Genomic DNA, 25,755 nt, shown 5'->3' on the forward strand with positions numbered 1-25,755 from the left:
GTGAACCGCGCCATGCCATTCAGAAAACAGCGTAAAACAAGCCGTATGACCCGGATCGTTTTGCTGGTCAGCTTTATTATCCTGGCAGCACGCCTGCTTTATGTGCTGCCCGGGGCTATCGAACACCACAAACAAAAACAGCAGGAAACGACGGTCTCTGCCCCCGGCGCTAAATAGCAGCCTGGCAGCCTGAAAAAGTGCAACTTATTCCGTTCATCCGCCCAAATTAAGCAATACTTACTTCTTTGTCCGCTTTTGCCAGACACAAGGGAATTTTTATGTCTGTAGCTCAGTCACATGCTCAGCAGCTTGCTGAAATCCGTAACCGTATACTTAATCTTCTGCTCAACGACAACGACCTCGTGGATACGCTGCTCCGCAAACCGCTGAAACAAAGCGAAGCCGAAGCTGCAGCGCATCAGGAGCAGGTGCAGGAGCTGAGAGACTATCTGCCGCTGCTGCACGCGGCGGATATCGCCGACCTGCTGGAAGCGCTGCCGGAAGAGGAACGCCAGGCGCTCTGGCAGCTGGTCGGTACCAACCGACGCGGCGAAGTGCTGGTCGAAGCGTCTGAAAACGTCTGGGAAAGCCTGATCGAGGAGATGAGCGATCGCGATCTGCTCCAGGCGATCGAACCGCTGGATATTGATGAACAGGTTTATCTCGCCAAGTATTTATCGCGTGATTTAACGGGCCGGCTGCTGACCTCGCTCGATCCGGCGCAGCGTTCACGCGTGCTGGAAGTGATGGATTTCGACCGCGACCGCGTCGGGCGCATCATGGATTTTAAGCTGGTTACCGTACCGGCCGACATCAAGCTTGCAACCGTACAGCGCTATCTGCGACGGAAGAAAGTGATGCCGGAAGGCACCGATAAGCTTTTTATTACCGACGAAAACAATATGCTGCTGGGCGAGCTGACGCTGATGGATATTCTGCTGAACAAGCCCGGCAAGCGGGTTTTCGAGGTGATGAACGACAGGCCGGTGACCTTTCGGCTGGATGACAAGGCTGAAGACGCGGCGGGCGCGTTTGAGCGTTACGATCTGATCTCTGCCGCCGTTATCGATGCCAAAGGCAAGCTGATGGGGCGCGTCACCATCGAAGACGTTATCGACCTGGTTAACGAGGCGAACGACAGCAATATTCGTAAGATGGGCGGCGTAAACCCTGACGAGGACGTTTTTGCCCCGGTCAGGAAAGCGGTACGCACTCGCTGGACATGGCTGGCGGTTAACCTCTGTACAGCCTTTGTCGCCTCACGCGTGATCGGCCTGTTTGAGGATACGATTTCCCAGCTGGTGGCGCTGGCGACGCTGATGCCGATTGTAGCCGGGATCGGCGGCAATACCGGCAATCAGACCATTACCATGATCGTGCGCGCGCTGGCGCTGCATCAGGTCGAACCGGGCAACTTTTCGTTTTTGATCGCGCGCGAACTGGGCGTGGCGTTGATTAACGGCCTTTGCTGGGGCGGTATTATGGGCGGCGTCACCTGGGCGATGTACGGCAATCCGGCGCTGGGCGGCGTCATGATGCTGGCGATGGTGCTGAATCTGCTGCTGGCGGCGCTGATGGGCGTCCTTATTCCGCTGATTATGACCAAACTAAAACGCGATCCGGCAGTCGGCTCCAGCGTACTGATCACCGCGCTGACCGATACCGGCGGCTTTTTCATTTTCCTGGGTCTGGCGACGATTTTTTTACTGCATAAATAACGGTATCGTCCGGGGCGCGCGCGCAAAGCCTGTTCACTTTGTACCCGCGCCCCACGGCCACTCTTTTATCCTCGCCCGACATCCTCTGAACAGACGCCACGCTGCCAGGACTTTAAGATTTGTAGTTCGCTTACCTGAAGATTATCCGCGATACCTGGACGCCAAAATCCGCGTTCGGATTGGTAACCGAGTCGCCAGCCCGCTCCTGGAAAACAGCAACGGCAAGATCTCTTCTTTTCGGCATACGAGAGATATCGGCCTCGGCCAACGCCGCCGGGATCTCATCATAGTGCAAATCCGTGCAGTAAACCGGCGAGCCAGGCTGCTGACGCCAGGAATCCGCCAGGCTGCCGGCGTCAAAAGCATCGAAGCCGGTATCATTCACCAGACGCATAATCAGCTGCCGACTCGCCTCATCATCGCCGGCAACCGGTATCGCAATGCGATCCGCCGCGCCTTGCGGCATGCCCTTTTCGGCAAAAGATCCCGAGCCGATGGCGTTCCAGGCTTTGATCACGGGTCGACCGATCTGCTCTGACACCCACAGGCTTTCTGGCTGGCCATTTTCGATAGCGTCGATTTTCAGATCCCGGTGCGGATAATAATTGGAGGTATCCGCCACCACAACGCCGGAAGGCAGCGCGCGAATAAGCGGCGCCACGTCCGGAATGCGGACGAGCGGAATAGAAAGGATCAGGACGTCAATATCGTTAACGGCCTCTTCTGTTCTTACCGCCTGGGCGCCCGTGGCAAGCGTTTCTGCCTCGATGGTTTCCGGCCCGCGCGAGTTGGCGACCTTCACCTGGTGCCCGGCGGCGGCCAGCTTACGGACCAGGGTTTTGCCTATATGACCTGTACCGAGAATACCGATTTTCAAAGGGGATGAAGGGTTCATGGTTCTCTCCTGTCTTATTGGCTGCCGCTCGGGGCAGCGTTCTCCAATACGGCGTGTCTTTGGCGATATCTACAGCCCGAACGCCGTGATTATTGTCATTGTGCAAACGGCGTTATGCCGTCACTGCCCGGTTGCGGGCAACGATATGCTCGTGGGTCAGCGGTTCGCTGGCAGACATAAACTCTTTCAGCAGCGCCTCGCGGTTTACGGGGGCACGTTCTTTATCTGCCGCCAGCAGCGCCTTCTTCAGCGCCGCTGCGCTAAGTTCTGTACAGTAGGCTGGCGTACCGGGCTGCTGACGCCAGGACTCCGCGAGGCTACCGGCATCCACGGCATCAAACCCGGTATCGCTGACCAGCGCCATCGCGATGCGTTTGGCTGTTTCATCATCGCCAGCGACCGGAATGGCAATCCGTTCGGTTACGCCCACAGGCATCCCCTTGTCAGCCAGGGTAGCCGCCAGCACGGCATTCCAGGCTTTGATAAGCGGTCTGCCTGCATGCTCGCTGGCCCAAACGCTTTCCGGCTTACCTTGCGCGAGAGCGGGAATAGCATCATCCCGAAACGGATAGTAGTTAGAGGTATCGATAACCGGTACGCTGGCCGGCACGATTTTCAACAGTTCAGCCAGACCCTGGTGAGCGGTAAAGGGCGTTGACAGGATAACGGCGTCGGCGCCTTTGACGGCCTCTTCCCGCGTCACCGCCGTTGCGCCAGCCTTGCGGGCGACCTCGGCGATGGTTTCCGGCCCCCGTGAATTTGCCAGCCTGACGCTATGGCCGCAGGCAGAGAGTTTGGCTGCCAGTGTGGCGCCGATATTTCCCGCGCCAATAATGCCGATATTCATAAATGTCTCCTGATTGCTGAGGGGTTATTCGGCTGCCGGATGGGCAAAGTCATTGAGCGTGTCGCGTAGCTGAACCAGCCCTGCTTCCGTCAGTTTGCAGGCCGACCTGATTTGATCGGTCACGGCCCACAGGGTGTCACGCAGCGCCTCTCCGCTCTCTGTCAGCGTGACCAGCACCCGACGTTCGTCTTTTGGATCGCGTCGGCGGGATACTTTCCCCGCCGCTTCCAACCGCTTCAGGAGCGGCGTAATGGTGCCCGTATCCATCCCCAGCCTGCCGCCCAAATCCCCTACCGATCGGGGCGTTCCGTTAAACAATTCCAGCATCACCAGATACTGCGGGAAGGTCAGCCCCAGCGGATCGAGGAAAGGTTTATGCATCCGGTTCATCCTGTTTGCCGCCCCGTAAAGGGCAAAGGAAAGCTCGGTGCCTATTTCCCGGCGTTGTTTGTTAATGGTCATCTCGTAATATCTGTTGGTTGATTATCTAGTGCACTAGATAATCCTGGCAGATTTTCCTGTCGCTTGCAAAAGGATCGCCAGGTAATTTGTGCGCTGTTGCTTCAGAACGGCCATAGTTGTCGCGGTATTTGCTTGATAGTAAAGGCATAGTGCGCTGGAAAGGCAGGCTGATTCAGCTGCGATCCTGATCGAAACGCCCCGGCACACCCTCACTTTCAGGTTGGCCCAATCTCATCGCTTATTGACCATCGGGCTACTCACGCCTCGCTGTTTATCCTCCCTATACTGCTTCCGTACCTGCTTAAAAGCCTTTCGCTACGCGGAAAAAGACTACAGAAGGAAGAAACGATGAAACTGACGCAAATCCGTAACGCCACGCTTATTCTTGAATATGCGGGGAAAAAATTTCTTATCGATCCTATGCTGGCGGACAAAGAAGCCTGGCCGGGCTTTCCCGGAACGGCACGTCCGCATCTGCGTAACCCGCTGGTGGCGCTGCCGGTTGCCGTGGATACCCTGCTGAACGTCGATGCGGTGATCGTGACCCATACCCATCCCGACCACTGGGACGATGCGGCGCAGCAGCTTATTCCTGACGACAAGCTTATTTTTACCCAGCACGATGCTGATGCCACGCTGATCCGCAGCCAGGGCTTTACCAACGTTCGCGTGTTGACGACGGAAAACAGCTATGAAGGCATTACTATCATTAAAACGGGCGGGCAGCACGGCAGCGATGAAGCCTATGCAAACCCGGAAATGGCTGCCATGCTGGGTGATGCCTGCGGCCTGGTGTTCCGCCACGCCGATGAAAAAGTGCTGTATATCGCCGGCGATACTATCTGGGTGAAACCCTATGAGGAAAGCCTGCAAAGCCACCGGCCGGACGTCGTGGTGCTTAATGCCGGTTTTGCTCAGGTCGACGGTTATGGCGCCATTATTATGGGCACCAAAGATATCCTGCGTACTCACCAAATGCTGCCGGAGGCGACGATCGTGGCTTCGCATCTGGAAGCCGTTAATCACTGCGTGCTGACCCGCGCGGAAATCCGTGAGTTTGCTCAGCAAAAAGGTATGCAACAGAGCGTGTGCGCGCCTGAAGATGGCGAAACGCTGGTATTCTGATGCTTTTGGGGAACCTGCTCAGTTCGGCGGGTTCCCAGCCCAGTCAGGAGAAAAAACGTGACCGTTCCTGTTGTTGCCGTGATTGCCACTGCCGGAGTCAGCACCTTTCACTTTTCCGTCCCCTGTATCGTTTTCGGCAAGGCGCTGCCCGAGCCGGATCGCTTCGATCTGCAAATCTGTGCGGAAACGCCCGGCAACGTTCTGTCCGATATTGGCCTGTTTATTAACGTAAAACACGGGCTGGCGCTGCTGGAAAAGGCCGATATTATCGTGGTGCCTTTCTGGGATCGTCCGGAAGAGAAACCCTCTCCGGCGCTGCTCAGCGCGCTAAAAGCAGCCTGGCGGCGCGGCGCAGAGGTGGTGGGATTATGTCTGGGCACCTACGTGCTGGCCTATGCAGGACTGCTGGAAAACCGACGCGCGGCTACGCACTGGGAATATGAAAAAGACTTCACGGAACGCTTCCCGCAGGTGCATCTTGATACCAACGCGCTTTATATCACTGATGAACGCCTGACCACTTCCGCCGGGACGGCTGCCGGCATCGACTGCTGCCTGAGTATCGTGCGCGATCATTATGGCAGCGTGTTAGCCAACAAGGTCGCCAGGCGCATGGTGATGCCGCCCTATCGGGAAGGCGGACAGGCGCAGTATATCGAGCGTCCCGTCCCGGAAACCACTCGCGATAATGCGATTAACGAACTGATCGGCTATCTGCGCAGAAACCTCGAAAGACCGCACACTATCGATTCGCTGGCGGCCTTTTGCAATATGAGCCGCCGCACCCTGACCCGCCACTTTTTTGCCGCTACCGGCCTGACGCTGAGCGACTGGCTGATCAGCGAGCGGCTTCAGCGCAGCCAGGTGCTGCTGGAGTCGACGGATCACAGTATTGAGGTGGTGGCAGCCATGTCGGGATTTCAGTCGCCGGTATCGTTCCGACAGAATTTTAAACACCGGTTTGCCGTCAGCCCCAGCGAATGGCGTCGGGCCTTCAGAGGGCCGGACGCGCTGCTGTAGAGAGCAGGATGCCGCTGATGAGAAGCTGTTGCGCGCGCCTGCAAAGCTCTGGTTATGGCAGCGATAACGGCGACTTTCCGCTACGCCAGCGGGTAGCCGATGGCGTTAGCAGTATGGCGCTACTCCCGCCCGGCAGGACAAGATAATAAAGTCCAAATTGGGTCAACGATATGGCCTGCAACTTATCCATGCCTTGTTTGTTCGTTAATTAAACGGTAACGTCAGGAATCAACACGTATAACCGTTGCTTTACTCATCCGCATCCACTAACCAACAGGTGCTTTATGGATCACACCACCCGGCAATATCGGGACGCTGTCCACCCTTATCAGCGTAGCGCGCGCTAACGCCTGCGCGTAAACCCCCTTTCCCGCCCGGCAGGGTTTGCAAGATAGCGGCTCACGCCATAGCCTGCGGGAATGGGCTTCCATCCGCGACACACTGGCCCACACCTCTATGCAAGGAATCAAACGATGACCAGTCCTGTAGAGTCCTTCCCCATTCACATTCCCCAGACGCAGCTTGACGATCTGGCCCAGCGCCTGGCGCAAACCCGGTGGCCAGATCCGGAAACCGTAAGCGACAACAGCCAGGGGCCGAAGCTTGAACGTCTTCGCGCTCTGGTAGCGCACTGGCAAAAAGACTATGACTGGCGCGCCACTGAAACCCAGCTCAACCAGTGGAACAGCAGCCGCACTGAGATCGACGGCCTCGGCATTCACTTTCTGCATATTCGCTCGCCCCATTCTGACGCCCTTCCCTTGCTGATGACCCACGGGTGGCCAGGCTCTGTTCTTGAATTCAGGGCAATGATCGGCCCGCTTACCGACCCTACGGCCTATGGGGGGCAAGCCAGCGATGCGTTCCATTTGGTTATCCCTGCGCTACCGGGTTTTGGTTTCAGTGATAAGCCAACTTCCCCGGGATGGGGCGTGGGTAAAACCGCCAGCGCCTGGGTGCAGCTAATGGCGCGTTTGGGCTATGGCCAGCGCTGGGCTGCCCAGGGTGGAGACTGGGGATCGGCCGTGACCACCGCTCTGGGGCATATGCGCCCGCCAGGCCTGGTCGGCATTCACCTGAACATGGTGATGTATCAGCCGACCCAGGATGAAATCGCGCAGGCCACCCCTGAAGAGCAGCGCATGCTGGCTGATGCGCAACGCTACGACCAGGAGCTTTCGGGCTATATGAAGGTGCAAAGCACCCGGCCGCAGTCGGTAGGTTTTGCCCTGGCAGACTCCCCCGTGGGCCTGGCCGCATGGATATACGCGCTATTTCAGGACGCCTCCGACAGCGGCGGCGAGCCTGAGCGGGCAATCGACATCAACGCCCTGATCGATGACATCATGCTGTACTGGCTGCCTAACGCCGGCCCAAGCTCGGTCCGCTTCTACTGGGAAGGAATACGTGAAATGCAACAGCAAGGTCCCGCTTCTGCCATCCCCACCCCTGCGGGCGTGAGCATGTTTCCGGGCGAGCTGCTTCGTCTCTCACGGCGCTGGGCGCAGGCGCGTTTCGAGGATTTGAGGTTCTTTGCGGAAGCTGAGCACGGCGGCCACTTTGCCGCGATGGAAAACCCGGCAGTGCTTACCGACCATGTGCGTGAGACTTTTCGCTTGCTGCGTTGAGCGGACAAGCGTGCCTGATACCCTGTCAGCATTAACTAACTGAACAGGGTTTCGAGGGGCTTTTCTGATGAGGCCTGCACTGCGCACCAAAACGATTGATGACGCAGAAAAACCACCGCCTGTTTTTATTCCAGGTATAAAAACAGGCGGTTAACTACAGTACTATTCCCACTCGATCGTCGCCGGCGGCTTGCCGGAGATATCGTAAACCACGCGGGAAATACCGTTGATTTCATTGATGATGCGGTTAGAGACGCGGCCCAGGAACTCATAAGGCAGGTGCGCCCAGTGCGCGGTCATAAAGTCGATGGTTTCTACCGCACGCAGCGAAACCACCCAGTCATACTTACGCCCGTCGCCCATCACGCCTACTGAACGTACAGGCAGGAACACGGTGAACGCCTGGCTGACCTTGTTATACAGATCGGCCTTGTGCAGCTCTTCGATAAAGATCGCATCGGCGCGACGCAGCAGATCGCAATACTCTTTCTTTACTTCGCCCAGCACGCGCACGCCCAGACCCGGTCCAGGGAACGGATGACGGTAAAGCATGTTGTACGGCAGACCAAGCTCCAGGCCGATTTTACGCACTTCGTCTTTGAACAGCTCACGCAGCGGTTCAACCAGGCCCATCTTCATCTCTTTCGGCAGGCCGCCCACGTTGTGGTGCGACTTGATAACGTGCGCTTTGCCGGTAGCAGAAGCGGCGGATTCGATCACGTCCGGATAGATGGTGCCCTGCGCCAGCCACTTCACGTCTTCCAGCTTCAGCGCCTCTTCATCGAACACTTCCACGAAGACGCGGCCAATGATTTTTCGCTTGGCTTCCGGCTCGTCGACGCCCGCCAGCGCGTCCAGGAAACGTTTTTCGCCTTCCACGTGGACAATGTTCAGGCCAAAGTGATCGCCGAACATCTCCAGCACCTGCTCCGCTTCGTTCAGGCGCAGCAGGCCGTTGTCGACGAATACGCAGGTCAGACGATCGCCGATGGCGCGGTGCAGCAGCATCGCGGTCACGGAAGAGTCCACGCCGCCAGACAGGCCCAGGATCACCCTGTCGTTGCCCACCTGCACGCGCAGACGCTCAACCGCGTCTTCGATGATTTTTGCCGGCGTCCACAGCGCTTCACACTGGCAGATATCCAGCACAAAACGCTCCAGCATCCGCTGGCCCTGACGCGTGTGCGTCACTTCCGGGTGGAACTGCACGCCGTACAGGCGCTTCTCTTCGTTAGCCATAATGGCGAACGGACAGCTTTCGGTGCTGGCAACGGTCACAAAATCGGACGGGATAGCGGTAACTTTGTCGCCGTGGCTCATCCAGACGTCCAGCAGCGGTTTGCCGTCCGCGCTCAGGGAATCTTCAATGCCGCGAGTCAGCGCGCTGTCCACGCCAACTTCTACCTGCGCATAGCCAAACTCGCGCTCGCTGGAGCCTTCCACCTTGCCGCCAAGCTGCAGCGCCATGGTCTGCATCCCGTAGCAAACGCCGAATACCGGCACGCCCGCGTTGAAAACGTATTCCGGCGCGCGCGGGCTGTTGTGTTCGGTGGTGCTTTCCGGGCCGCCGGAAAGAATGATGCCGTTTGGATTAAACTGGCGGATCTGCTCTTCAGTGACGTCCCACGCCCAAAGTTCACAGTAGACGCCCAGCTCGCGCACGCGGCGTGCCACCAGCTGCGTATACTGCGAGCCGAAATCAAGGATCAGGATGCGGTGTTTATGGATATTTTCCGTGGTCATTGGGCTATTCCAGAGCGATAAACAAATACAGGGATTAAGTAAAATGCCCGGTCAGCGCCGGGCATCGGGCCGGGTTATCAGGAACCCATGCGGTAGTTTGGCGACTCTTTGGTAATGGTGACGTCGTGCACGTGGCTTTCGGTGATGCCCGCGCCGCTGATGCGAACGAATTCCGCTTTGGTGCGCAGAGCTTCGATGGTGCCGCAGCCGGTCAGACCCATACAGGAGCGCAGGCCGCCCATCTGCTGATGTACGATCTCTTTCAGACGGCCTTTATAGGCCACGCGACCTTCGATACCTTCCGGCACCAGCTTGTCCGCCGCGTTATCGGTCTGGAAGTAACGGTCGGAAGAGCCTTTGGACATCGCGCCCAGCGAGCCCATGCCGCGATAGGATTTGAACGAGCGGCCCTGATACAGTTCGATTTCGCCCGGCGATTCTTCGGTGCCCGCCAGCATAGAGCCGACCATCACCGCGCTGGCGCCAGCCGCAATCGCCTTGGCGATGTCGCCGGAGAAGCGAATGCCGCCGTCGGCGATAACAGGAATACCGGTACCTTCCAGCGCGGCGACCGCGTCAGAAACTGCAGTGATCTGCGGCACGCCCACGCCGGTGACGATACGGGTGGTACAGATGGAGCCAGGGCCGATACCCACTTTCACCGCACTTACGCCAGCCTCAACCAGCGCCAGCGCGCCAGCGCCGGTCGCGACGTTGCCGCCGAGGATCTGCAGGTCAGGATATTTAGCACGGGTTTCACGGATACGCTGCAATACGCCTTCAGAGTGGCCGTGAGAAGAGTCAATCAGCAGCACGTCAACGCCAGCCGCGACCAGCGCGTCCACGCGCTCTTCGTTGCCCGCGCCCGCGCCTACCGCTGCGCCGACGCGCAGACGACCTTCCTGGTCTTTACAGGCGTTAGGCTTGCGTTCGGCTTTCTGGAAATCTTTAACGGTGATCATGCCCAGCAGATGGAAAGCATCGTCCACCACCAGCGCTTTTTCGATGCGTTTTTCGTGCATCTTTTGCAGCACGACTTCACGCGCTTCGCCTTCGCGTACGGTGACCAGACGCTCTTTTGGCGTCATGACCGCCGAAACCGGCAGGCTCATATCGGTGACGAAACGCACGTCGCGGCCGGTGATGATACCTACCAGCTCGTTGTCGCCGTTAACCACCGGATAGCCCGCAAAGCCGTTACGCTCGGTCAGCAGCTTCACTTCGCTCAGCGCCGTAGTGGGCAGCACGGTTTGCGGATCGGTCACCACGCCGCTTTCATGTTTCTTCACCTTGCGGACTTCTTCCGCCTGGCGCTCGATGGACATATTTTTATGAATAAAGCCCAGCCCGCCTTCCTGCGCCAGCGCAATAGCCAGGCCCGCTTCGGTCACGGTGTCCATAGCCGCAGAGAGCATAGGAATATTCAGGCGAATGGTTTTGGTAAGCTGGGTACTGAGGTCGGCCGTATTAGGCAACACAGTCGAATGAGCGGGAACGAGCAGCACGTCGTCAAATGTCAGGGCTTCTTTAGCGATTCTTAGCATGGCAATATCTCAACCTCAGGGTGAATGAGAACTTGTAAAATATTGCCGCGGCATTATACAGGGCGTAATCGATTGCCTCCAGCATTATTTACGAAAAACTCTTGATCCCTCCCGTCAGGCATGTAGTATCGGTTAATTAACCCTCTGATTTAAAGTTTGATCTCTATCACATGTCGCTACCGCCAACCGCCAATATTTTTACCGTCAGCCGCCTGAATACCACGGTGCGCAAGCTGCTGGAAATGGAGATGGGCCAGGTCTGGCTGAGCGCCGAGATCTCTAACTTTTCCCAGCCCTCTTCCGGCCACTGGTATTTTACGCTGAAGGACGACGGCGCACAGGTACGCTGCGCGATGTTCCGCAACAGCAACCGCCGCGTAACCTTTCGTCCGCAAAACGGCCAGCAGGTGCTGGTCAGGGCCACCATCACGCTTTATGAACCGCGCGGCGACTATCAGCTGATTGCCGAAAGTATGCAGCCTGCCGGCGACGGCCTGCTTCAGCAGCAGTTTGAACAGCTGAAGCAAAAGCTGACGAGCGAAGGCCTGTTTGAACAGAGCCATAAGCAGCCGCTGCCCGATCCTGCACGCCAGGTAGGCGTGATCACCTCTGCCACCGGCGCGGCGCTGCACGATGTGCTGCGGGTTTTACACCGCCGCGACCCTTCCCTGCCGGTGGTGATTTATCCCACGCCGGTTCAAGGGGCGGATGCGCCAGCCAGCATTGTGCGGGCGATTGAGCTGGCCAACCAGCGCGCAGAGTGTGACGTGCTGATCGTCGGACGCGGCGGCGGCTCGCTGGAGGATCTGTGGAGCTTCAACGACGAGCGCGTGGCACGGGCAATTTTCGCCAGCCGCATCGCTATCGTCAGCGCCGTAGGGCACGAAACCGACGTGACTATCGCCGACTTCGTTGCGGATCTGCGCGCGCCAACGCCTTCTGCGGCAGCGGAGCTGGTCAGCCGCAACCAGCTTGAGCTGCTGCGCCAGCTTCAGTCGCAGCAGACAAGGCTGGAAATGGCGATGGACTACTATCTTGCGCAGCAGAACCGCACCTTTACCCGCCTGCACCACCGTTTACAGCAGCAGCATCCCCAGCTACGGCTGGCGCGCCAGCAGACGATGCTGATGCGGCTCCACCGCAGGCTGGATGACGCCATGCAGCTGCGACTGCGCCAGGCCGCTCGTCAGCAGGAACAGGCCACGCAGCGGCTTGCCGCCACGCAGCCGCAGAACCGGCTTTATCGCGCGCAGCAGCAGCTTCAGCAGTGGCGCTACCGTTTACAGCAGGCGATGCAGGCGCAGCTCAACGGCGGCAAACAGCAGTTCGCCACGCTGGCGGCCCAGCTGGAAGGCGTCAGCCCGTTGGCGACGCTGGCGCGCGGTTTCAGCGTCACTACGGCAGCCGACGGTCAGGCCATTAAAAAGGCCGCGCAGCTGAAGGCGGGCGACAGGCTGAAAACCCGGCTGAGCGACGGCTGGGTAGAGAGCGAAGTCACGGCGGTCACGCCCGTTAAAAAAGCCCGCGCTAAAAAGGCGTGAGGCTTTTGGCAGACATATCGCTTCGCCGCCTTCGGGTTTCTCACCTCAGGCGCTGCTGAAGATATCCTGATGCGTACCGGTTCTTGCGAGTTTGAGATCGTTACCTACGACTTTGTAAATCAAGATCCAGTCGCCTTCAATATGCGCATCGCGGTAGCCGCGCCAGGTGCCCTGCAAAGGATGATCTTCATATTCAGAGGGGATCTTCCTCCCCTCGGCCAACAACGTGATTAATATTTTCAGTCGGGTCATATCTTTGCCGCGTCGTTGCTGTCTTTTTATATCTCCTTTGAAGGCACTCGCCAGTACCGGTTTTAACATCAGATCCCTGTGTCCTTAAACAGAGCGTCAGCGGATTCAAAGCGTTCTCCGTGGCCATTATCCAGCTCTTCCATAGCAGCCTGGGTAGCCACATTTGGGGTTTTTACCTCAAAAGGAAGACGGCCTTCGTCCGCCACGCGGATCATTACCATGCGGATTACATCCGATGTGCTGAGGCCCATTTTGTTAAGGGCAGCGACGGCTCGTTCCTTGATATCTTGCGGGATACGAGCCTTTACCAGTGCATCTGCGTTCATATTTACTCCTTCGGTCAAGGCTAAATGGTCGGGGTAGCTCCGCCTGATATTGTGGACACAACAAGACCACATTTCAAGCGTCCTTTTCGCCATTCAGCGTTGCCGTAAACAAATCTACCCTCTGAAGAAACCAAAAGAAAATCGCTGTTTTAAAAATGCGGGACGCGCCGCAGGCTTGTTTATGCGGGTACGCAAAGGACATTTACGATGGACCAGGGAGCATGGTATGCATTATGGCGTCATCTCTCCCTATATTCTGCGCAAAATCATTGATAACGGCTCCGGCCTGCGGCAGAGTTGCGCGCGTCAGACTCTGGCGCACGTGCAGATGCTGATGGCGGCGCAGCTGAAGGGCGGAGATTGCTGATTTATTATCTGGATAATCGTTTTAAAAACGCGTCAACTTGCTTAATAAATTCTTCAATCATATCCTGATACTCAAGATACGTATCTACGATTTAAGGGTATATGTCTCCCCAGTCTGGATTAAATAAGATCCAAAAAAACCAGATGCCATCCCGCTTTTTTTTGAGGTAGGCTGATAACCAATCAAGAAAACCAATAAGCGTCGGAGTATATTCCCTTGTGTCACCTGCGGAACCTCGCGTTAATTCATTCAGCGCTACTGCGGCCGTTTCATTATCTGGATAAGTACGCCGAAAATCATCGATATTACGAATTAAATTATCAAGATAATGCGGGCCGTCTTCGAGATAAATTTTGAAAGCAGCGTCAACAATCTCTGGATAACTGTCGCCATATTCATCGCTGTCCTGGCCGAAAAAGACGACGAAGAAATTGCTGACAGGGGTGAAGTTTTTCATATTTCAAAGTACCGGATAAGCTGTGGCGATGTAATAAGGCTTGTTGTTATATTGCTTTTTCTTCATAACAACCTCGATCCTGGTCGCACTTGCCGCCTGGGTTGCATCATATTTAACCACAACTCCTATCCTGGATTTAACGTCATAGCTGAAGACAAGATAATTTTCACTATCAGCACCGTTGCTCTTTGCCCATTGACGAATTTTAACCCGGTTGGCCTTAACGGCCTTACTTATAGCCTTTTCAGCAATTTCCAGAGAAGTAAATGAGCTGGCAGAATGCCCTGCTTTAAACGTGCCAGACTGTTTCCCTCTTAAGACCTTTTCCATTAATTCCTGCGCAGTTTTGCCAACGTGCTTTTTAATGGTGTGTCCGCCGCCCATGATACCTTTAACGGCCTCCTGGCTTATCAGCTTAACCTGACCCATCGTCACAGAAGCGACCCGAGCCGCACCAGCCACGGCGAACGGAATGACCATATCGACAGCTATCCCAACCTGCTCAGCCGTTTTGTTTGAAGCGCCGAGTTCTCTGGCAATACCCGCTGTGGCACGAGCGGTCACTGATGCTGTCTTTTTGCCAGTGTATACCTGATAAGCCGATGAACCGATCCCGTCCAGGCTGTGAGCGCCCACAATAATACAACCCGCCTTGGTCAAACCTGTAGGCTCGGGCACCAGACACAGAGCAGTCGCGCTGGCAAGTTCGAGTACGCTCCCCAGAAATCCTACTCCGCCCCATATGCGGTTGCTGATTGCATCCCCTGTAGCGGTTTCATCTGCCATTACAGCCGCAAGCTGTACCGGCGTCATCGCAATAGTTAAACCGTTTTCCATAACATGTCATTGTTCAATAATTATCCGATCCCGATAGTAATGGCCCTGGCCACATCAGGAAAACCAGTTCCGGCACTAACTCTATTTTTTAAGAAAAAAGACTGGTTTTGCATAAAATAGCCTGTCCAAATTGGGATTTCTGGCTGCCTTATCGCTCTGACGTCCTGCATTACTTTGACGAGAACCCAGGCTGTGGCGGCTCCTGCAGACATAGTGCGACTATGCCGCAGGCCCGTTTATGCGCGTACGCAAAGCAGCCACTATACTTTTTGGACATTTACGATGGACCAAGGAGCATGGTATGCATTACGGCGTCATCCCTCCCTATATGCTGAGCAAAATCATTGATAACGGCTCCGGCCTGCAGCAGAGCTGCGCGCGTCAGACTCTGGCGCACGTGCAGACGCTGATGGCGGAAACCTGGGTCAAACCGGACGGGGCAAAAACCGCCGCGCCGGGCCAGGTCCAGCGGGAAATCTATGATTCAGAGCAGACCCAAAATCTTCCCGGCACGCTGGTGCGCAGCGAAGGCCAGTCAGGCAATAACGACGTTGCCGCCAATGAGGCTTACGACTATCTTGGCGTCACCTACGACTTTTTCTGGCAGGCCTATAAGCGTAATTCCCTGGATAATCAGGGGCTGACGCTGAAAGGCACCGTGCACTATGGCAAAGACTATCAGAACGCCTTCTGGAACGGTCAGCAAATGGTGTTCGGCGACGGCGACGGCGAAATTTTCAATCGTTTTACCATCGCGCTGGATGTGGTCGGCCACGAGCTGGCGCACGGCGTAACGGAAACCGAAGCCGGCCTGATCTATTTTGAGCAGGCGGGCGCGCTGAATGAATCGCTGTCGGACGTGTTTGGCTCGCTGGTTAAGCAGTTCAGCCGCAAGCAGACGGCCGATCAGGCGGACTGGCTAATCGGCGAAGGGCTGCTGGCCGAAGGCATTAACGGCAAAGGACTACGCTCTATGTCGGCGCCGGGAACGGCCTACGACGATCCGCTGCTGGGCAAAGATCCTCAGCCTGCGGATATGAAAGGCTATATCCAGACGCGCGAAGACAACGGCGGCGTGCATCTGAACTCCGGCATTCCCAATCGCGCTTTCTATCTGGCCGCGAAGACGCTCGGCGGCTACGCCTGGGAGCTGGCCGGCTACGCCTGGTACGATACGGTATGCGATAAAACGCTGCCGCAGAATGCCGACTTTAAAACTTTCGCGCAGTATACTGTTAATCACGGTCAGAAACGTTTTAATAAATCGGTAGGTCAGGCCATTGAAAATGCCTGGAAGGAGGTTGGCGTGTTATGAATTCACTTCCGGAACTGAGCGACGACGCAGTCATCGACGTGGCGCGCGAAGGCGGTTTTGCTTTTATCCCTAAACTGTCCAGCCCAAGACGCATCGCGCTGGCCCAACTGGATCCTCCGCAGCGGGAACATGTGTGCAGCGTATTGCGCCATGCACTGCGGCTGGGAGAACCGCCGGGAGAGCAAAGCCGCGCCGGAAGAGGCGATCAGCGCTATTACCGTATCGAAATCAGCTATGCCACGCAGCAGCAGGTCGGCAATCTGGTGATCCTAATCCCTGAGGATCTGGCGCCGCCCGAGCTGGTGCAGCTCTGGCACGATGGCCAGTAGCCAGAAAAAAGCCCCGCCGTTGCTGGCGGGGCTTTTTATTATCGCGCTTATTTATCCAGCGCGTAAGCAATTACGTAGTCGCCGCGATCCGGAGACTGACGCGCGCCGCCGGCTGAAATCAGGATGTACTGCTTGCCTGTTTTCGGCGACTTGTAGCTAATGGGGCCGCCCTGACTGCCAACCGGCAGACGTGCTTTCCACACCTCTTTACCGGTAGCCGTGTCAAACGCGCGCAGATAGTAATCCTGCGTGCCCGCGATAAACACCAGGCCGCCCTGCGTAGCCAGCGTGCCGCCCAGCGTCGGCATCCCTACCGGCATCTGCGCGTGCATTTTGATGCCGAACGGGCCGGTATCCTGCACCGTACCAACCGGAACCTGCCATACCAGCTTCTGCGTTTTCAGATCGATAGCAGAGAGCGTACCGAACGGCGGTTTCTGGCAAGGAATGCCCAGCGGCGACATAAAGCGGTTTTTGTTTACCGCATAAGGCGTGCCTTTCAGCGGCACCGCACCCATGCCGGTGTTGATCGCTTCCCCGCCGTTGCTGCCGCGAGCGGTAGCGCCGGTATTGGCCGGGATCATCTGCACCCACAGGCCAAGACGCATGTCGTTGACGAAGATGTAGTGATTGTTCGGATCGGTAGACAGGCTGCCCCAGTTCATGCCGCCCAGCGAGCCAGGGAAGCTCAGGGCTTTGTCGGTGCCCGGCACGGTGTACAGGCCATCGTAGCGCATGGATTTAAAGGCCACGCGGCAGGCAAGCTGATCGAACGGCGTAGCGCCCCACATATCAGACTCTTTCAGCGTTTCCGCGCCAATCTGCGGCATGCCGACAGACTTAGGCTGAGTTGGCGTATACTGCTCGTTCGGGATATTGCCTTTTTTAACCGGTACTTCTTTCACTTCGGTCAGCGGCTTGCCGGTCAGCCGATCCAGCACATAGATCTGGCCCGCTTTGGTGCCAATCACTACGGCCGGTTTGCTGGTGCCATCCTTCATCGGGAAGTCGATCAGGCTTGGCTGCATCGGCAGGTCAAAATCCCACAGATCGTTGTGCACGGTCTGGTAAACCCACTTCTCTTTGCCGGTAGTCGCATCGACCGCCAGAATGGAAGCGCCATATTTATGGTTCAGCGCGGTACGCGTTGCGCCATACAGATCGACCGACGAACTGCCCATTGGCATAAACACGGTATTCATCGCGGGATCGTAGGACATCGGCGCCCAGGAATTAGGCGTGCTGCGGGCATAGCTCTGGCCCGGCTGCAATTTTGCATTCGGATCGTCATTGCCCGTATCAAAGGCCCAGCGCATCTGGCCGGTAATCACGTCAAAGCCACGGATCACGCCGCCAGGCATATCGGTCTGGACGTTATCCGCAACGCGGCCGCCGACCACAACGGTGGTGCCCGCAAGCGTTGGCGCAGAGGTCAGCTGATATTTTGGATCCTGCGCTTCGCCCAGGCCCGCTTTCAGGTCAACCACACCGTGGTCGCCAAAGTTCTGGCACAGTTCGCCATTGTCGGCGTTGATAGCCATCAGGCGCGCATCGATGGTATTCATCAGCAGACGACGCTGGCAGCTGTCGCCCGCAGGCAGCACGGCCTGCGGCACCGGCGTAGAGCCAGGCACTGAAGGCTGTTTCAGTGGCTGAGTGGCGTCAAAGTAAGCCAGGCCGCGACAGCGGTTCCAGACCTCTGCCTGCGCATTCACCACGTGTTCCCACATCTTTTTCCCCGTGTCGGCGTTGACCGCGATCACGTTGTTGTGCGGCGTGCAAAGGTAGAGCACATCGCCAATCTGCAAAGGCGTTTGCTGATCTTCCGCGCCGTTGCCGGTTGGGCTGTCAGGAATATCGCCGGTACGGAAAGTCCAGGCTACCTTCAGGTCTTTCACGTTGTCGCGCGTGATCTGGTCCAGCGCCACAAAGCGGCTGCCGCCCGGCGTATTGCCGTAGTTGTCCCAGTTTTTCTGTTCGGTCGCTTTATTTACCGGCACCAGCGGCAGTTCGCTGCCGTCGGCAACCGGCGCGTGTGGCTGGAACATCTGTACAAAGGTCGCCACCAGGCCTACAACCAGCACGGCAGCAGAAATATAAGCAGGCTTAGCCGCAGCAGATTTCCCTTCGTGCCTGCGCAGCGCGGGCAGCGTAATCAAGGCCAGCAGCATCAGCCCGGCGATGGTCATCAGGCGCGAAACCAGCGGCCAGAAATCCAGACCGACCTCCAGCAGCGCCCAGATTACCGTGCCGATAAAGACCAGCGCGTAAACCGCAACGGCGGAAGATTTGCGGCGGAAAAACTGGATAGCGGCAATCACGGTCAAAATACCGGCGATCATGAAATACCAGCTGCCGCCCAGCGACAGCAGTTTTCCGCCACCAACCACGAAGAACAGGCCGGTTGCCAGCAAGATCAGGCCCAGCAGAACGCACCACAGGCCCAGCCATTTCGACGACCGGGCATTTGTTTGAGACATGGAAAAACACTCCTGGAAAACAGCGTTTAGCGTAATCTCAGGCTGCTTCTGCACCCATTTTAAACGGGCGCGGCGTAAAGCAACTCAACATTATGCTATAGACGCTTAACAAGGCGATACGGGTTGACCCCGTCCTGCGTTGGCGGCCTGCCGACCGCTAACGGCAAAATTGTACCACGCGGTTCATAAATAACTACACACAAAATTAACAAACTTCACACTCGTGCGTATTAAGCACATTTATTGGTACGTTATTTTAACTTTTACTAAACAATTTCGCGGGATAATAGTTCACGCCAGCTTAATAAGCAGCACGCGGCGGTACGAAAAAAGAAAGGGTTAAAGCGGATTCAGGGCGGGGAAATAAAAGCAGAGTTGATGAAAATGGCCTCGCCACTTAGCAGCAACCTGCATTCAGAGCGAAGCATTATTTTAATACGCTTACAGCGATTCAATCAGCGGCCTGAAGACAACCCGCTTTCTGGATATTAAGCCGTCGCCGTTAGGGCAAAAATAGTCGGTAGCGCCACAGGCCTTGAGGAGCTGTAGCGGCCGATCGCAATCAGGGCAGATAGCTTTGGCGGCAAAATCACGCTGGCAGCTGGCGCAGTACAGCCGTTCATCCTGGATGACAAGGGGATGCTGGCAAATCGGGCAATGTTCACTCATCGTTTTCTCCTGTTTTATTTGATAAGTATAAAACAAAGTTGCACCGCCGCATTTAAGAAGCAGCCTTTGTCGGGCAATAAGAAAAGAGGTAACCGGCTGGCGGCCCGCAAAGAGAAAAGCCGCTCGCCGACATCAATTCCGACCCCAAAAAAGCGAGCCCGACAGAATGCCGGGCCCGGAAAACACCGTTGTCAGGGCGATAAGGCATCGCCCCGCAAATCAGCGTTTGTTCTTTTTCAGATGGCTCAGCAGGCGTTTGCGCTTGCGCTGCTGGTTAGGCGTCAGCAGGTTGCGTTTACCGGCAAAAGGGTTATCCCCTTCTTTAAACTGGATGCGAATAGGCGTACCCATCACTTCCAGCGAGCGGCGGAAGTAGTTCATCAGATAGCGCTTGTAGGAATCCGGCAGATCTTTCACCTGGTTGCCGTGGATCACCACAATCGGCGGGTTGTAGCCGCCGGCATGCGCATACTTCAGCTTCACGCGGCGACCGCGCACCAGCGGCGGCTGATGATCGTCGGCTGCCATATTCATAATGCGGGTCAGCATTGAGGTATTCACGCGACGGGTTGAGCAGTCGTAAGCTTCGGTAACCGATTCGAACAGGTTGCCTACGCCGCTGCCGTGCAGCGCGGAGATAAAGTGCACGCGGGCAAAATCGATAAAGCCAAGACGGAAGTCGAGGGTTTCTTTAACTTCTTCGCGCACTTCCTGCGACAGGCCGTCCCATTTGTTCACCACAATCACCAGCGAGCGACCGCTGTTGAGGATAAAGCCGAGCAGCGACAGATCCTGATCGGAAATCCCTTCGTGGGCGTCGATCACCAGCATCACCACGTTAGCGTCTTCGATCGCCTGTAGCGTTTTGATCACCGAGAACTTCTCGACCGTTTCGGTAATTTTGCCGCGCTTGCGCACGCCTGCCGTGTCGATCAGGATATATTCGCGGCCGTCGCGTTCCATAGGGATATAGATGCTGTCGCGCGTGGTGCCCGGCATATCGTAAACCACAACGCGATCCTCACCGAGGATACGGTTAGTCAGCGTGGATTTACCCACGTTAGGCCGACCGACGATAGCCAGCTTGATCGGCAGATCCAGCGGGTTGAAGTCGTCTTCCTCTTCTTCCTGCTCTGCGCCGCTCTCTTTCGCCGCCAGCTCCGCCCAGTAGGCTTCGTTCTCTTCTTCTTCCGTCAGCTCCGCCTGCGGCGCAACCTTATCCATCCACGGCAGCAGCACCATTTCCAGCAGGCCGGTAACGCCACGACCGTGCGAAGCGGCGATAGCATGGATTTCACCCAGCCCCAGCGAATAGAAATCGACCACGGCGGAATCCGGATCCATGCCGTCGGTTTTGTTGGCTACCAGAAAAGTGGGTTTCTGGCGTGAGCGCAAATGTTGGGCAATGGCCTGATCGGCAGGCATCAGGCCCGCACGCGCATCAACCATAAACAGCACCACGTCGGCCTCTTCGATCGCCAGCAGCGACTGTTCGGCCATACGGGTTTCCACGCCCTCTTCATTGCCATCGATACCGCCGGTATCAATGCAGATAAACTCACGCCCTTCGACCTCGGCGCGACCATACTTACGGTCACGGGTTAGCCCAGGAAAATCCGCTACCAGCGCATCTCGCGTGCGCGTAAGACGGTTAAAAAGTGTAGATTTTCCCACATTGGGACGCCCGACCAGCGCGACCACAGGTACCATATTGAAGCCTCATTACTAAAATTAAACGCCTGACCGCTTGCAACTTGATTACTGGCGCACACGCAGGCTGAAGGCGTAGAGGATACCACGCCTGTAAAAAAACGAAACGGCCCCTGAACAATCAGGAGCCGTTTCGACGTGCAGGCAGCGTATTAGCGCGTGAAAGCGTAGACTTCGCCGCCTTTCGCCTGGATCAGCAGCTTGTCGCTGGCGACCACCGGCGAGGTCTGGAAGCCAGAGCCGTCCACTTTCTGCTGCGCAACAAAACGGCCGTCGGTGGTATTCACCCAGTGCAGGTAGCCTTCGCTATCGCCTACGACCAGATAGCCATTATAAAGCACCGGCGCGGTCAGGTTGCGGTGCAACAGATCGCTCTGACGCCACAGGGTTACGCCACCATCGGTGCTCAAGGCCACTACGCGATCGTCCTGGTCAACCAGGTAGATGCGTCCCGCGTCCACGATCATATCGTTTACGGAGCCGATTTCGCGTTTCCACATCACCTGTCCTGAGCGCAGATCCAGCGCCGCCAGGCTGCCGTTATAGGCCAGCGCGTAAACCACGCCGTCAACGACGACCGGCGTGGTATCCACATCGGCAAGACGATCGATTTCCGTCGCGCCGCCCGGCTGGGAGATACGCTGCTGCCAGATAATCTGGCCCTGGTTCATCATCACCGCGCTGACGCGACCGTTATCGCCGCCGACGATAGCCGCACCAAAGGCGGTAGCAGGCGCGGACTCACCGCGCAGCGACAGCGCCGGCACGTCAAGGTTAACCGTCCACTTTACGACGCCGCTGCTCTGATCCAGGCCCTGCAGCATGCCGTTGCTGGTATGCACCAGCACCAGACCGTCGCTGGCAACCGGGCGCGACAGCACTTCGCCAGCCGCTTTGGTCTGCCAGGCGATGGAACCATCGCTGCTGTTCAGCGCATAAACCTGGCCGCGCTCGCTGCCGACATAGACGTGACCGCCGTCGTAAGAGAGGCCGCCGGAAAGCAGCGCGGGCAGGTTCTTAGAGAAGAAGCCCGTTTTGGTCGACAGATCGACCTTCCACTGTTCTTTGCCGTCGCCCGCGTTCAGCGCTTTTACCACGCCGAAACGATCGGCGGCGTAAACGGTGTTCTCAGACCAGGCCGGATGCAGGTTGGAGTAGTAATCGCCCACGCCATCGCCTACCGACGTGCTCCAGACCTCTTCCGGGGTAAACTGATTTTCCACTTTCGGCAGCGGCGACATTTTGACCACGTCTTCTTCACCGCTGAACCATGAACATCCGCTGAGCAGCGTGACTGAAATCAGTGCCGGCAGCAGTATCTTACGCAATTCCATGAAATCCCTCTTAAGCCCGTTGCGGCAATTATTAACCTGGCAAATTATTCATTTTCATCTGCAGCATCTCTTTCAGCGCCGGCGAGGCGTTGGAAGCAATGCCTTTACTCCAGGCTTCGCGAGCGCCCTTGCTGTCGCCCTTGCTGAGCAGCGCTTCGCCGCGTACGTCAGCAATGATAGCCGTCCAGCCGTCGCCCTTGATCGCATCCAGGGTCTTCAGTACCGCATCCGGCTGCTTCTGCTGCAGCTGAATACGCGCCAGGCGCAGGTTCAACACCGCCTGCAGATTGGCGTCTTTGGTCGCCTTCAGGCCGCTTTGCAGCTGCGCGGCGGCTTTATCCAGCTCGTTGTTGTCAACATAGCGTTTTGCCACATCCAGCGAAGCCAGCGCGCCATAGGTGTTGCTGTTGCTGTCGGCGAATTTCGCCGCCGCCGTCAGCGTTTCCGGCTTGCTGGCGTCCAGCGCGCCCGAAACCTGCTGGTAGGTCGCCGAGACTTCGCGGCTGCTGGTGTCCTGATGGCTGCTCCAGTAGCGCCAGCCCGCCAGCGCGCCGATGCCGATAATCACGCCGATAGCCAGCGCCTTGCCGTTCTGCGCGAAAAAGCCTTTTAGCGCGTCGACCTGCTCGTTTTCGTTGCTATACACTTCCACGCAAACTCTCCTTAAATCGCGGCCGTCTGCTTCAGCATTGCTGCCAGCGTCGCTGCCGCCTCATGCTGCTCCAGCTTCTGCTGCTCGCCGTTGCGCAAATCTTTGATGACAACCTGATTGTTGGCCACTTCTTCCTCGCCCAGCACCAGCGCGACGCGTGCGCCCCACTTGTCCGCGCGGGCAAACTGCTTCTTGAAGTTGCCGCCGCCAAAATTGGTCATCAGCTTCAGAGACGGATCCGCATCGCGCAGTTTTTCCGCCAGCTGCATCGCCGCAGACTGTACGCCAGCCCCTGAAGCGATAACATAGACATCGACAATGCGCGTCGGTTCAAATTCCGGATTCACCGCCTGCACCAGCAGCACCAGACGCTCCAGCCCCATCGCAAAACCGACGGCCGGCGTAGCGCGACCGCCCAGCTGTTCGACCAGCCCATCGTAGCGGCCGCCAGCGCACACCGTGCCCTGCGCGCCCAGGCTGCTGGTCACCCATTCAAAGACGGTACGGTTATAGTAGTCCAGGCCGCGCACCAGGCGCTGGTTCACCGTGTAGGCGATACCGGCGGCATCCAGCAGCTGGCAAAGACCGTCAAAGTGTTCGCGGGAGTCAGCATCCAGATAGTCGCCCAGCACCGGCGCGTCGTTCAGCAGCTGCTGGACGTCCGGGTTTTTGCTGTCCAGCACGCGCAGCGGATTGCTGTACATGCGGCGTTTACAATCCTCGTCCAGCACTTCTTTATGCTGTTCCAGGAAAGCCACCAGCGCATCGCGGTAGCTGGCGCGCGCCTCCAGCGAACCGATAGAGTTCAGCTCCAGACGGACGTGATCGGCAATGCCCAGCGACTTCCACCAGCGCGCGGTCATCATAATCAGCTCGGCGTCGATATCCGGCCCCTGAAGACCAAACACTTCCGCACCGATTTGATGGAACTGACGATAGCGGCCCTTCTGCGGACGCTCGTAGCGGAACATCGGCCCGATATACCACAGGCGCTGTTCCTGATTGTAGAGCAGACCGTGCTCGATGCCGGCGCGCACGCAGCTTGCCGTGCCTTCAGGACGCAGCGTCAGGCTTTCGCCGTTGCGATCGTCGAAGGTGTACATCTCTTTTTCAACCACGTCGGTGACTTCACCGATAGCGCGTTTGAATAACGGGGTCTGCTCTACAATCGGCGTGCGGATTTCGCTGTAGCCATAGCTGGCCAGCACCTGCTTAAGGGTTTGTTCAATACGCTGCCACACCGCGGTATCCACAGGCAGATAGTCGTTCATGCCGCGGATTGCCTGAATATTCTTCGCCACTGTTTTCTCTTCTTTCCTTTCGGGGGCGGACGCGCAAGCTGCGGCCCGCCCCGCCATTATTTATTTTTCAACCTGCTGCACATCGATACGACGGGATTCGTCCATCATCGCGGCTTTGGCACGAATACGCGCTTCCAGCTGGTCAATCATATCGTGGTTATCCAGACGCTCGCGCAGGCGCACGCCGTCCTCGTAAAACCCGCTTTTCTTGTTGCTGCCGGTGACGCCCAGCGTGGAAACCAGCGCCTCGCCCGGCCCGTTGACCACGCAGCCGATAATAGAAACGTCCATGGGCGTAATGATATCTTCCAGCCGCTGCTCCAGTGCGTTAACGGTGCCGATCACATCAAACTCCTGACGGGAGCAGGTTGGACAGGCGATAAAGTTAATGCCTCTGGAGCGAATGCGCAGCGATTTCAGAATATCAAAACCGACTTTCACCTCTTCGATTGGATCGGCCGCCAGCGAAATACGCAGCGTATCGCCAATGCCTTCCGACAGCAGCAGGCCCAGGCCAATCGCGGATTTCACCGCGCCGGCGCGCGCGCCGCCTGCCTCGGTAATGCCCAGGTGCAGCGGCTGCTCGATCTGCTTAGCCAGCAGGCGATACGACTCCACCGCCAGGAACACGTCCGACGCTTTTACGCTGACCTTGAACTGATCGAAGTTAAGACGATCGAGGTGATCGACATGGCGCATAGCGGATTCCAGCAGCGCCTGCGGCGTCGGCTCGCCATACTTTTCCTGCAGATCCTTTTCCAGCGATCCGGCGTTAACGCCGATACGGATTGGGATATTATTGTAACGCGCGCAGTCAACGACCTGCCGAATACGCTCTTCGTTGCCGATATTGCCGGGGTTGATGCGCAGGCAGTCAACGCCGTATTCAGCCACTTTCAGCGCGATACGGTAGTCAAAATGGATATCGGCAACCAGCGGGACGTTAACCTGCTGCTTGATAAGGCGGAACGCTTCGGCGGCATCCATGGTGGGAACAGAGACGCGAACGATATCAACGCCGACGCGCTCAAGCGCTTTGATTTGGTTAACCGTTGCGGCCACATCGGTGGTTCGCGTATTGGTCATGGACTGGACGGCGATAGGCGCGCCGTCGCCCACTGGCACCTGGCCGACGTAAATGCGCTTTGATTTGCGACGGATAATGGGTGCTTCGTTATGCATATTCTTTCTCCGAAATTACTC

Annotated in this window: 24 protein-coding genes and 1 pseudogene; 9 read left to right on the forward strand and 16 right to left on the reverse strand. The window is 57.1% G+C overall.

What is annotated here, in order from left to right; translation table 11 throughout:
• Nucleotides 1-177, forward strand: a complete 177-nt coding sequence (locus ACVWZ0_RS16505) for a YfgG family protein (RefSeq protein WP_125289545.1) — start codon at nt 1-3, stop codon at nt 175-177.
• A 101-nt stretch (nt 178-278) separates the two neighbouring features.
• On the forward strand, nt 279-1,718 hold the full coding sequence (mgtE, locus tag ACVWZ0_RS16510) for a magnesium transporter (RefSeq protein WP_125289544.1): 1,440 nt from the start codon (nt 279-281) through the stop codon (nt 1,716-1,718).
• A gap of 130 nt (nt 1,719-1,848) precedes the next feature.
• On the opposite strand, the gene ACVWZ0_RS16515 is transcribed toward mgtE, so the two are convergent.
• The 3 genes from ACVWZ0_RS16515 to ACVWZ0_RS16525 all read right to left on the reverse strand — a co-directional run bounded on the left by ACVWZ0_RS16515 (nt 1,849) and on the right by ACVWZ0_RS16525 (nt 3,841).
• Nucleotides 1,849-2,613 (reverse strand): NADPH-dependent F420 reductase, encoded by a 765-nt coding sequence (locus ACVWZ0_RS16515; protein WP_253459370.1) that lies wholly within the window; start codon nt 2,611-2,613, stop codon nt 1,849-1,851.
• Between the two features lie 112 nt (nt 2,614-2,725).
• Nucleotides 2,726-3,460 carry an NAD(P)-binding domain-containing protein gene (locus ACVWZ0_RS16520; protein ID WP_253459368.1) on the reverse strand — a complete coding sequence of 245 codons (735 nt, stop codon included), beginning with the start codon at nt 3,458-3,460 and terminating at the stop codon, nt 2,726-2,728.
• A 24-nt stretch (nt 3,461-3,484) separates the two neighbouring features.
• A complete protein-coding gene (locus ACVWZ0_RS16525) occupies nt 3,485-3,841 on the reverse strand; it encodes a MarR family winged helix-turn-helix transcriptional regulator (protein ID WP_253459366.1) in 357 nt (118 codons plus the stop codon).
• 429 nt (nt 3,842-4,270) lie between these two features.
• Between ACVWZ0_RS16525 and ACVWZ0_RS16530 the strand changes: the two genes are divergently transcribed.
• From ACVWZ0_RS16530 to ACVWZ0_RS16540, 3 genes are all read left to right on the forward strand, one after another.
• Nucleotides 4,271-5,047: an MBL fold metallo-hydrolase gene (locus ACVWZ0_RS16530; RefSeq protein WP_253459364.1), complete on the forward strand. Its 777-nt coding sequence runs from the start codon at nt 4,271-4,273 to the stop codon at nt 5,045-5,047.
• Nucleotides 5,048-5,104: 57 nt separating this feature from the next.
• Complete coding sequence (locus tag ACVWZ0_RS16535; protein WP_253459362.1) at nt 5,105-6,067, forward strand: GlxA family transcriptional regulator; 963 nt, start codon at nt 5,105-5,107, stop codon at nt 6,065-6,067.
• A 473-nt stretch (nt 6,068-6,540) separates the two neighbouring features.
• On the forward strand, nt 6,541-7,695 hold the full coding sequence (locus ACVWZ0_RS16540; RefSeq protein ID WP_253459360.1) for an epoxide hydrolase family protein: 1,155 nt from the start codon (nt 6,541-6,543) through the stop codon (nt 7,693-7,695).
• 162 nt (nt 7,696-7,857) lie between these two features.
• Here ACVWZ0_RS16540 and guaA read toward each other — a convergent pair whose 3' ends face one another.
• Both guaA and guaB read right to left on the reverse strand, forming a co-directional pair.
• The gene (gene guaA, locus ACVWZ0_RS16545; protein WP_253459358.1) at nt 7,858-9,438 is read right to left on the reverse strand and encodes a glutamine-hydrolyzing GMP synthase; all 1,581 of its coding nucleotides are present in this window, start codon (nt 9,436-9,438) and stop codon (nt 7,858-7,860) included.
• Nucleotides 9,439-9,515: 77 nt separating this feature from the next.
• Nucleotides 9,516-10,982 (reverse strand): IMP dehydrogenase, encoded by a 1,467-nt coding sequence (gene guaB / locus ACVWZ0_RS16550; protein ID WP_253459355.1) that lies wholly within the window; start codon nt 10,980-10,982, stop codon nt 9,516-9,518.
• Between the two features lie 170 nt (nt 10,983-11,152).
• Between guaB and xseA the strand changes: the two genes are divergently transcribed.
• The gene (xseA, locus tag ACVWZ0_RS16555; protein ID WP_253459353.1) at nt 11,153-12,523 is read left to right on the forward strand and encodes an exodeoxyribonuclease VII large subunit; all 1,371 of its coding nucleotides are present in this window, start codon (nt 11,153-11,155) and stop codon (nt 12,521-12,523) included.
• A gap of 45 nt (nt 12,524-12,568) precedes the next feature.
• Here xseA and ACVWZ0_RS16560 read toward each other — a convergent pair whose 3' ends face one another.
• Entirely contained in the window at nt 12,569-12,844 is a 276-nt protein-coding gene (locus ACVWZ0_RS16560) for a type II toxin-antitoxin system YafQ family toxin (RefSeq protein ID WP_253459350.1), read from the reverse strand.
• A complete protein-coding gene (locus tag ACVWZ0_RS16565) occupies nt 12,844-13,101 on the reverse strand; it encodes a type II toxin-antitoxin system RelB/DinJ family antitoxin (RefSeq protein WP_253459348.1) in 258 nt (85 codons plus the stop codon). Before ACVWZ0_RS16565 ends, ACVWZ0_RS16560 begins: the two co-directional genes overlap by 1 nt.
• A 226-nt stretch (nt 13,102-13,327) precedes the next feature.
• On the opposite strand from ACVWZ0_RS16565, the pseudogene ACVWZ0_RS16570 reads away from it, so the two are divergent.
• Nucleotides 13,328-13,438 (forward strand): annotated as a pseudogene (locus ACVWZ0_RS16570) (protealysin propeptide domain-containing protein); the annotation flags it as partial.
• Nucleotides 13,439-13,559: 121 nt separating this feature from the next.
• Here ACVWZ0_RS16570 and ACVWZ0_RS16575 read toward each other — a convergent pair.
• Both ACVWZ0_RS16575 and ACVWZ0_RS16580 read right to left on the reverse strand, forming a co-directional pair.
• On the reverse strand, nt 13,560-13,925 hold the full coding sequence (locus tag ACVWZ0_RS16575; protein ID WP_253459345.1) for a contact-dependent growth inhibition system immunity protein: 366 nt from the start codon (nt 13,923-13,925) through the stop codon (nt 13,560-13,562).
• A 3-nt stretch (nt 13,926-13,928) separates the two neighbouring features.
• Nucleotides 13,929-14,762 (reverse strand): RNase A-like domain-containing protein, encoded by an 834-nt coding sequence (locus tag ACVWZ0_RS16580; RefSeq protein ID WP_253459342.1) that lies wholly within the window; start codon nt 14,760-14,762, stop codon nt 13,929-13,931.
• Between the two features lie 301 nt (nt 14,763-15,063).
• Here ACVWZ0_RS16580 and ACVWZ0_RS16585 point away from each other — a divergent pair, with 301 nt between their 5' ends.
• Nucleotides 15,064-16,077 carry a M4 family metallopeptidase gene (locus ACVWZ0_RS16585; protein ID WP_253459339.1) on the forward strand — a complete coding sequence of 338 codons (1,014 nt, stop codon included), beginning with the start codon at nt 15,064-15,066 and terminating at the stop codon, nt 16,075-16,077.
• Nucleotides 16,074-16,406, forward strand: a complete 333-nt coding sequence (locus ACVWZ0_RS16590; protein WP_253459336.1) for a protealysin inhibitor emfourin — start codon at nt 16,074-16,076, stop codon at nt 16,404-16,406. Before ACVWZ0_RS16585 ends, ACVWZ0_RS16590 begins: the two co-directional genes overlap by 4 nt.
• Nucleotides 16,407-16,453: 47 nt before the next feature.
• Here ACVWZ0_RS16590 and ACVWZ0_RS16595 read toward each other — a convergent pair whose 3' ends face one another.
• The 7 genes from ACVWZ0_RS16595 to ispG form a co-directional block, all read right to left on the reverse strand.
• Nucleotides 16,454-18,886 (reverse strand): glucose/quinate/shikimate family membrane-bound PQQ-dependent dehydrogenase, encoded by a 2,433-nt coding sequence (locus ACVWZ0_RS16595; RefSeq protein WP_253459333.1) that lies wholly within the window; start codon nt 18,884-18,886, stop codon nt 16,454-16,456.
• Between the two features lie 441 nt (nt 18,887-19,327).
• Complete coding sequence (locus ACVWZ0_RS16600) at nt 19,328-19,555, reverse strand: zinc ribbon domain-containing protein (protein ID WP_253459330.1); 228 nt, start codon at nt 19,553-19,555, stop codon at nt 19,328-19,330.
• A gap of 219 nt (nt 19,556-19,774) precedes the next feature.
• Nucleotides 19,775-21,265 (reverse strand): ribosome biogenesis GTPase Der, encoded by a 1,491-nt coding sequence (gene der / locus ACVWZ0_RS16605; protein WP_253459327.1) that lies wholly within the window; start codon nt 21,263-21,265, stop codon nt 19,775-19,777.
• A 152-nt stretch (nt 21,266-21,417) separates the two neighbouring features.
• Nucleotides 21,418-22,599, reverse strand: coding sequence for an outer membrane protein assembly factor BamB (bamB, locus tag ACVWZ0_RS16610; RefSeq protein ID WP_253459324.1), 1,182 nt, complete (start codon nt 22,597-22,599; stop codon nt 21,418-21,420).
• A gap of 31 nt (nt 22,600-22,630) precedes the next feature.
• On the reverse strand, nt 22,631-23,251 hold the full coding sequence (locus tag ACVWZ0_RS16615) for a YfgM family protein (RefSeq protein ID WP_253459321.1): 621 nt from the start codon (nt 23,249-23,251) through the stop codon (nt 22,631-22,633).
• Nucleotides 23,252-23,262: 11 nt separating this feature from the next.
• On the reverse strand, nt 23,263-24,552 hold the full coding sequence (gene hisS, locus ACVWZ0_RS16620) for a histidine--tRNA ligase (protein WP_253459318.1): 1,290 nt from the start codon (nt 24,550-24,552) through the stop codon (nt 23,263-23,265).
• 60 nt (nt 24,553-24,612) lie between these two features.
• A complete protein-coding gene (gene ispG, locus ACVWZ0_RS16625; RefSeq protein WP_125289527.1) occupies nt 24,613-25,734 on the reverse strand; it encodes a flavodoxin-dependent (E)-4-hydroxy-3-methylbut-2-enyl-diphosphate synthase in 1,122 nt (373 codons plus the stop codon).
• Nucleotides 25,735-25,755: the final 21 nt, after the last annotated feature.

It is taken from the genome of Erwinia sp. TECH1 (genome assembly GCF_054057575.1).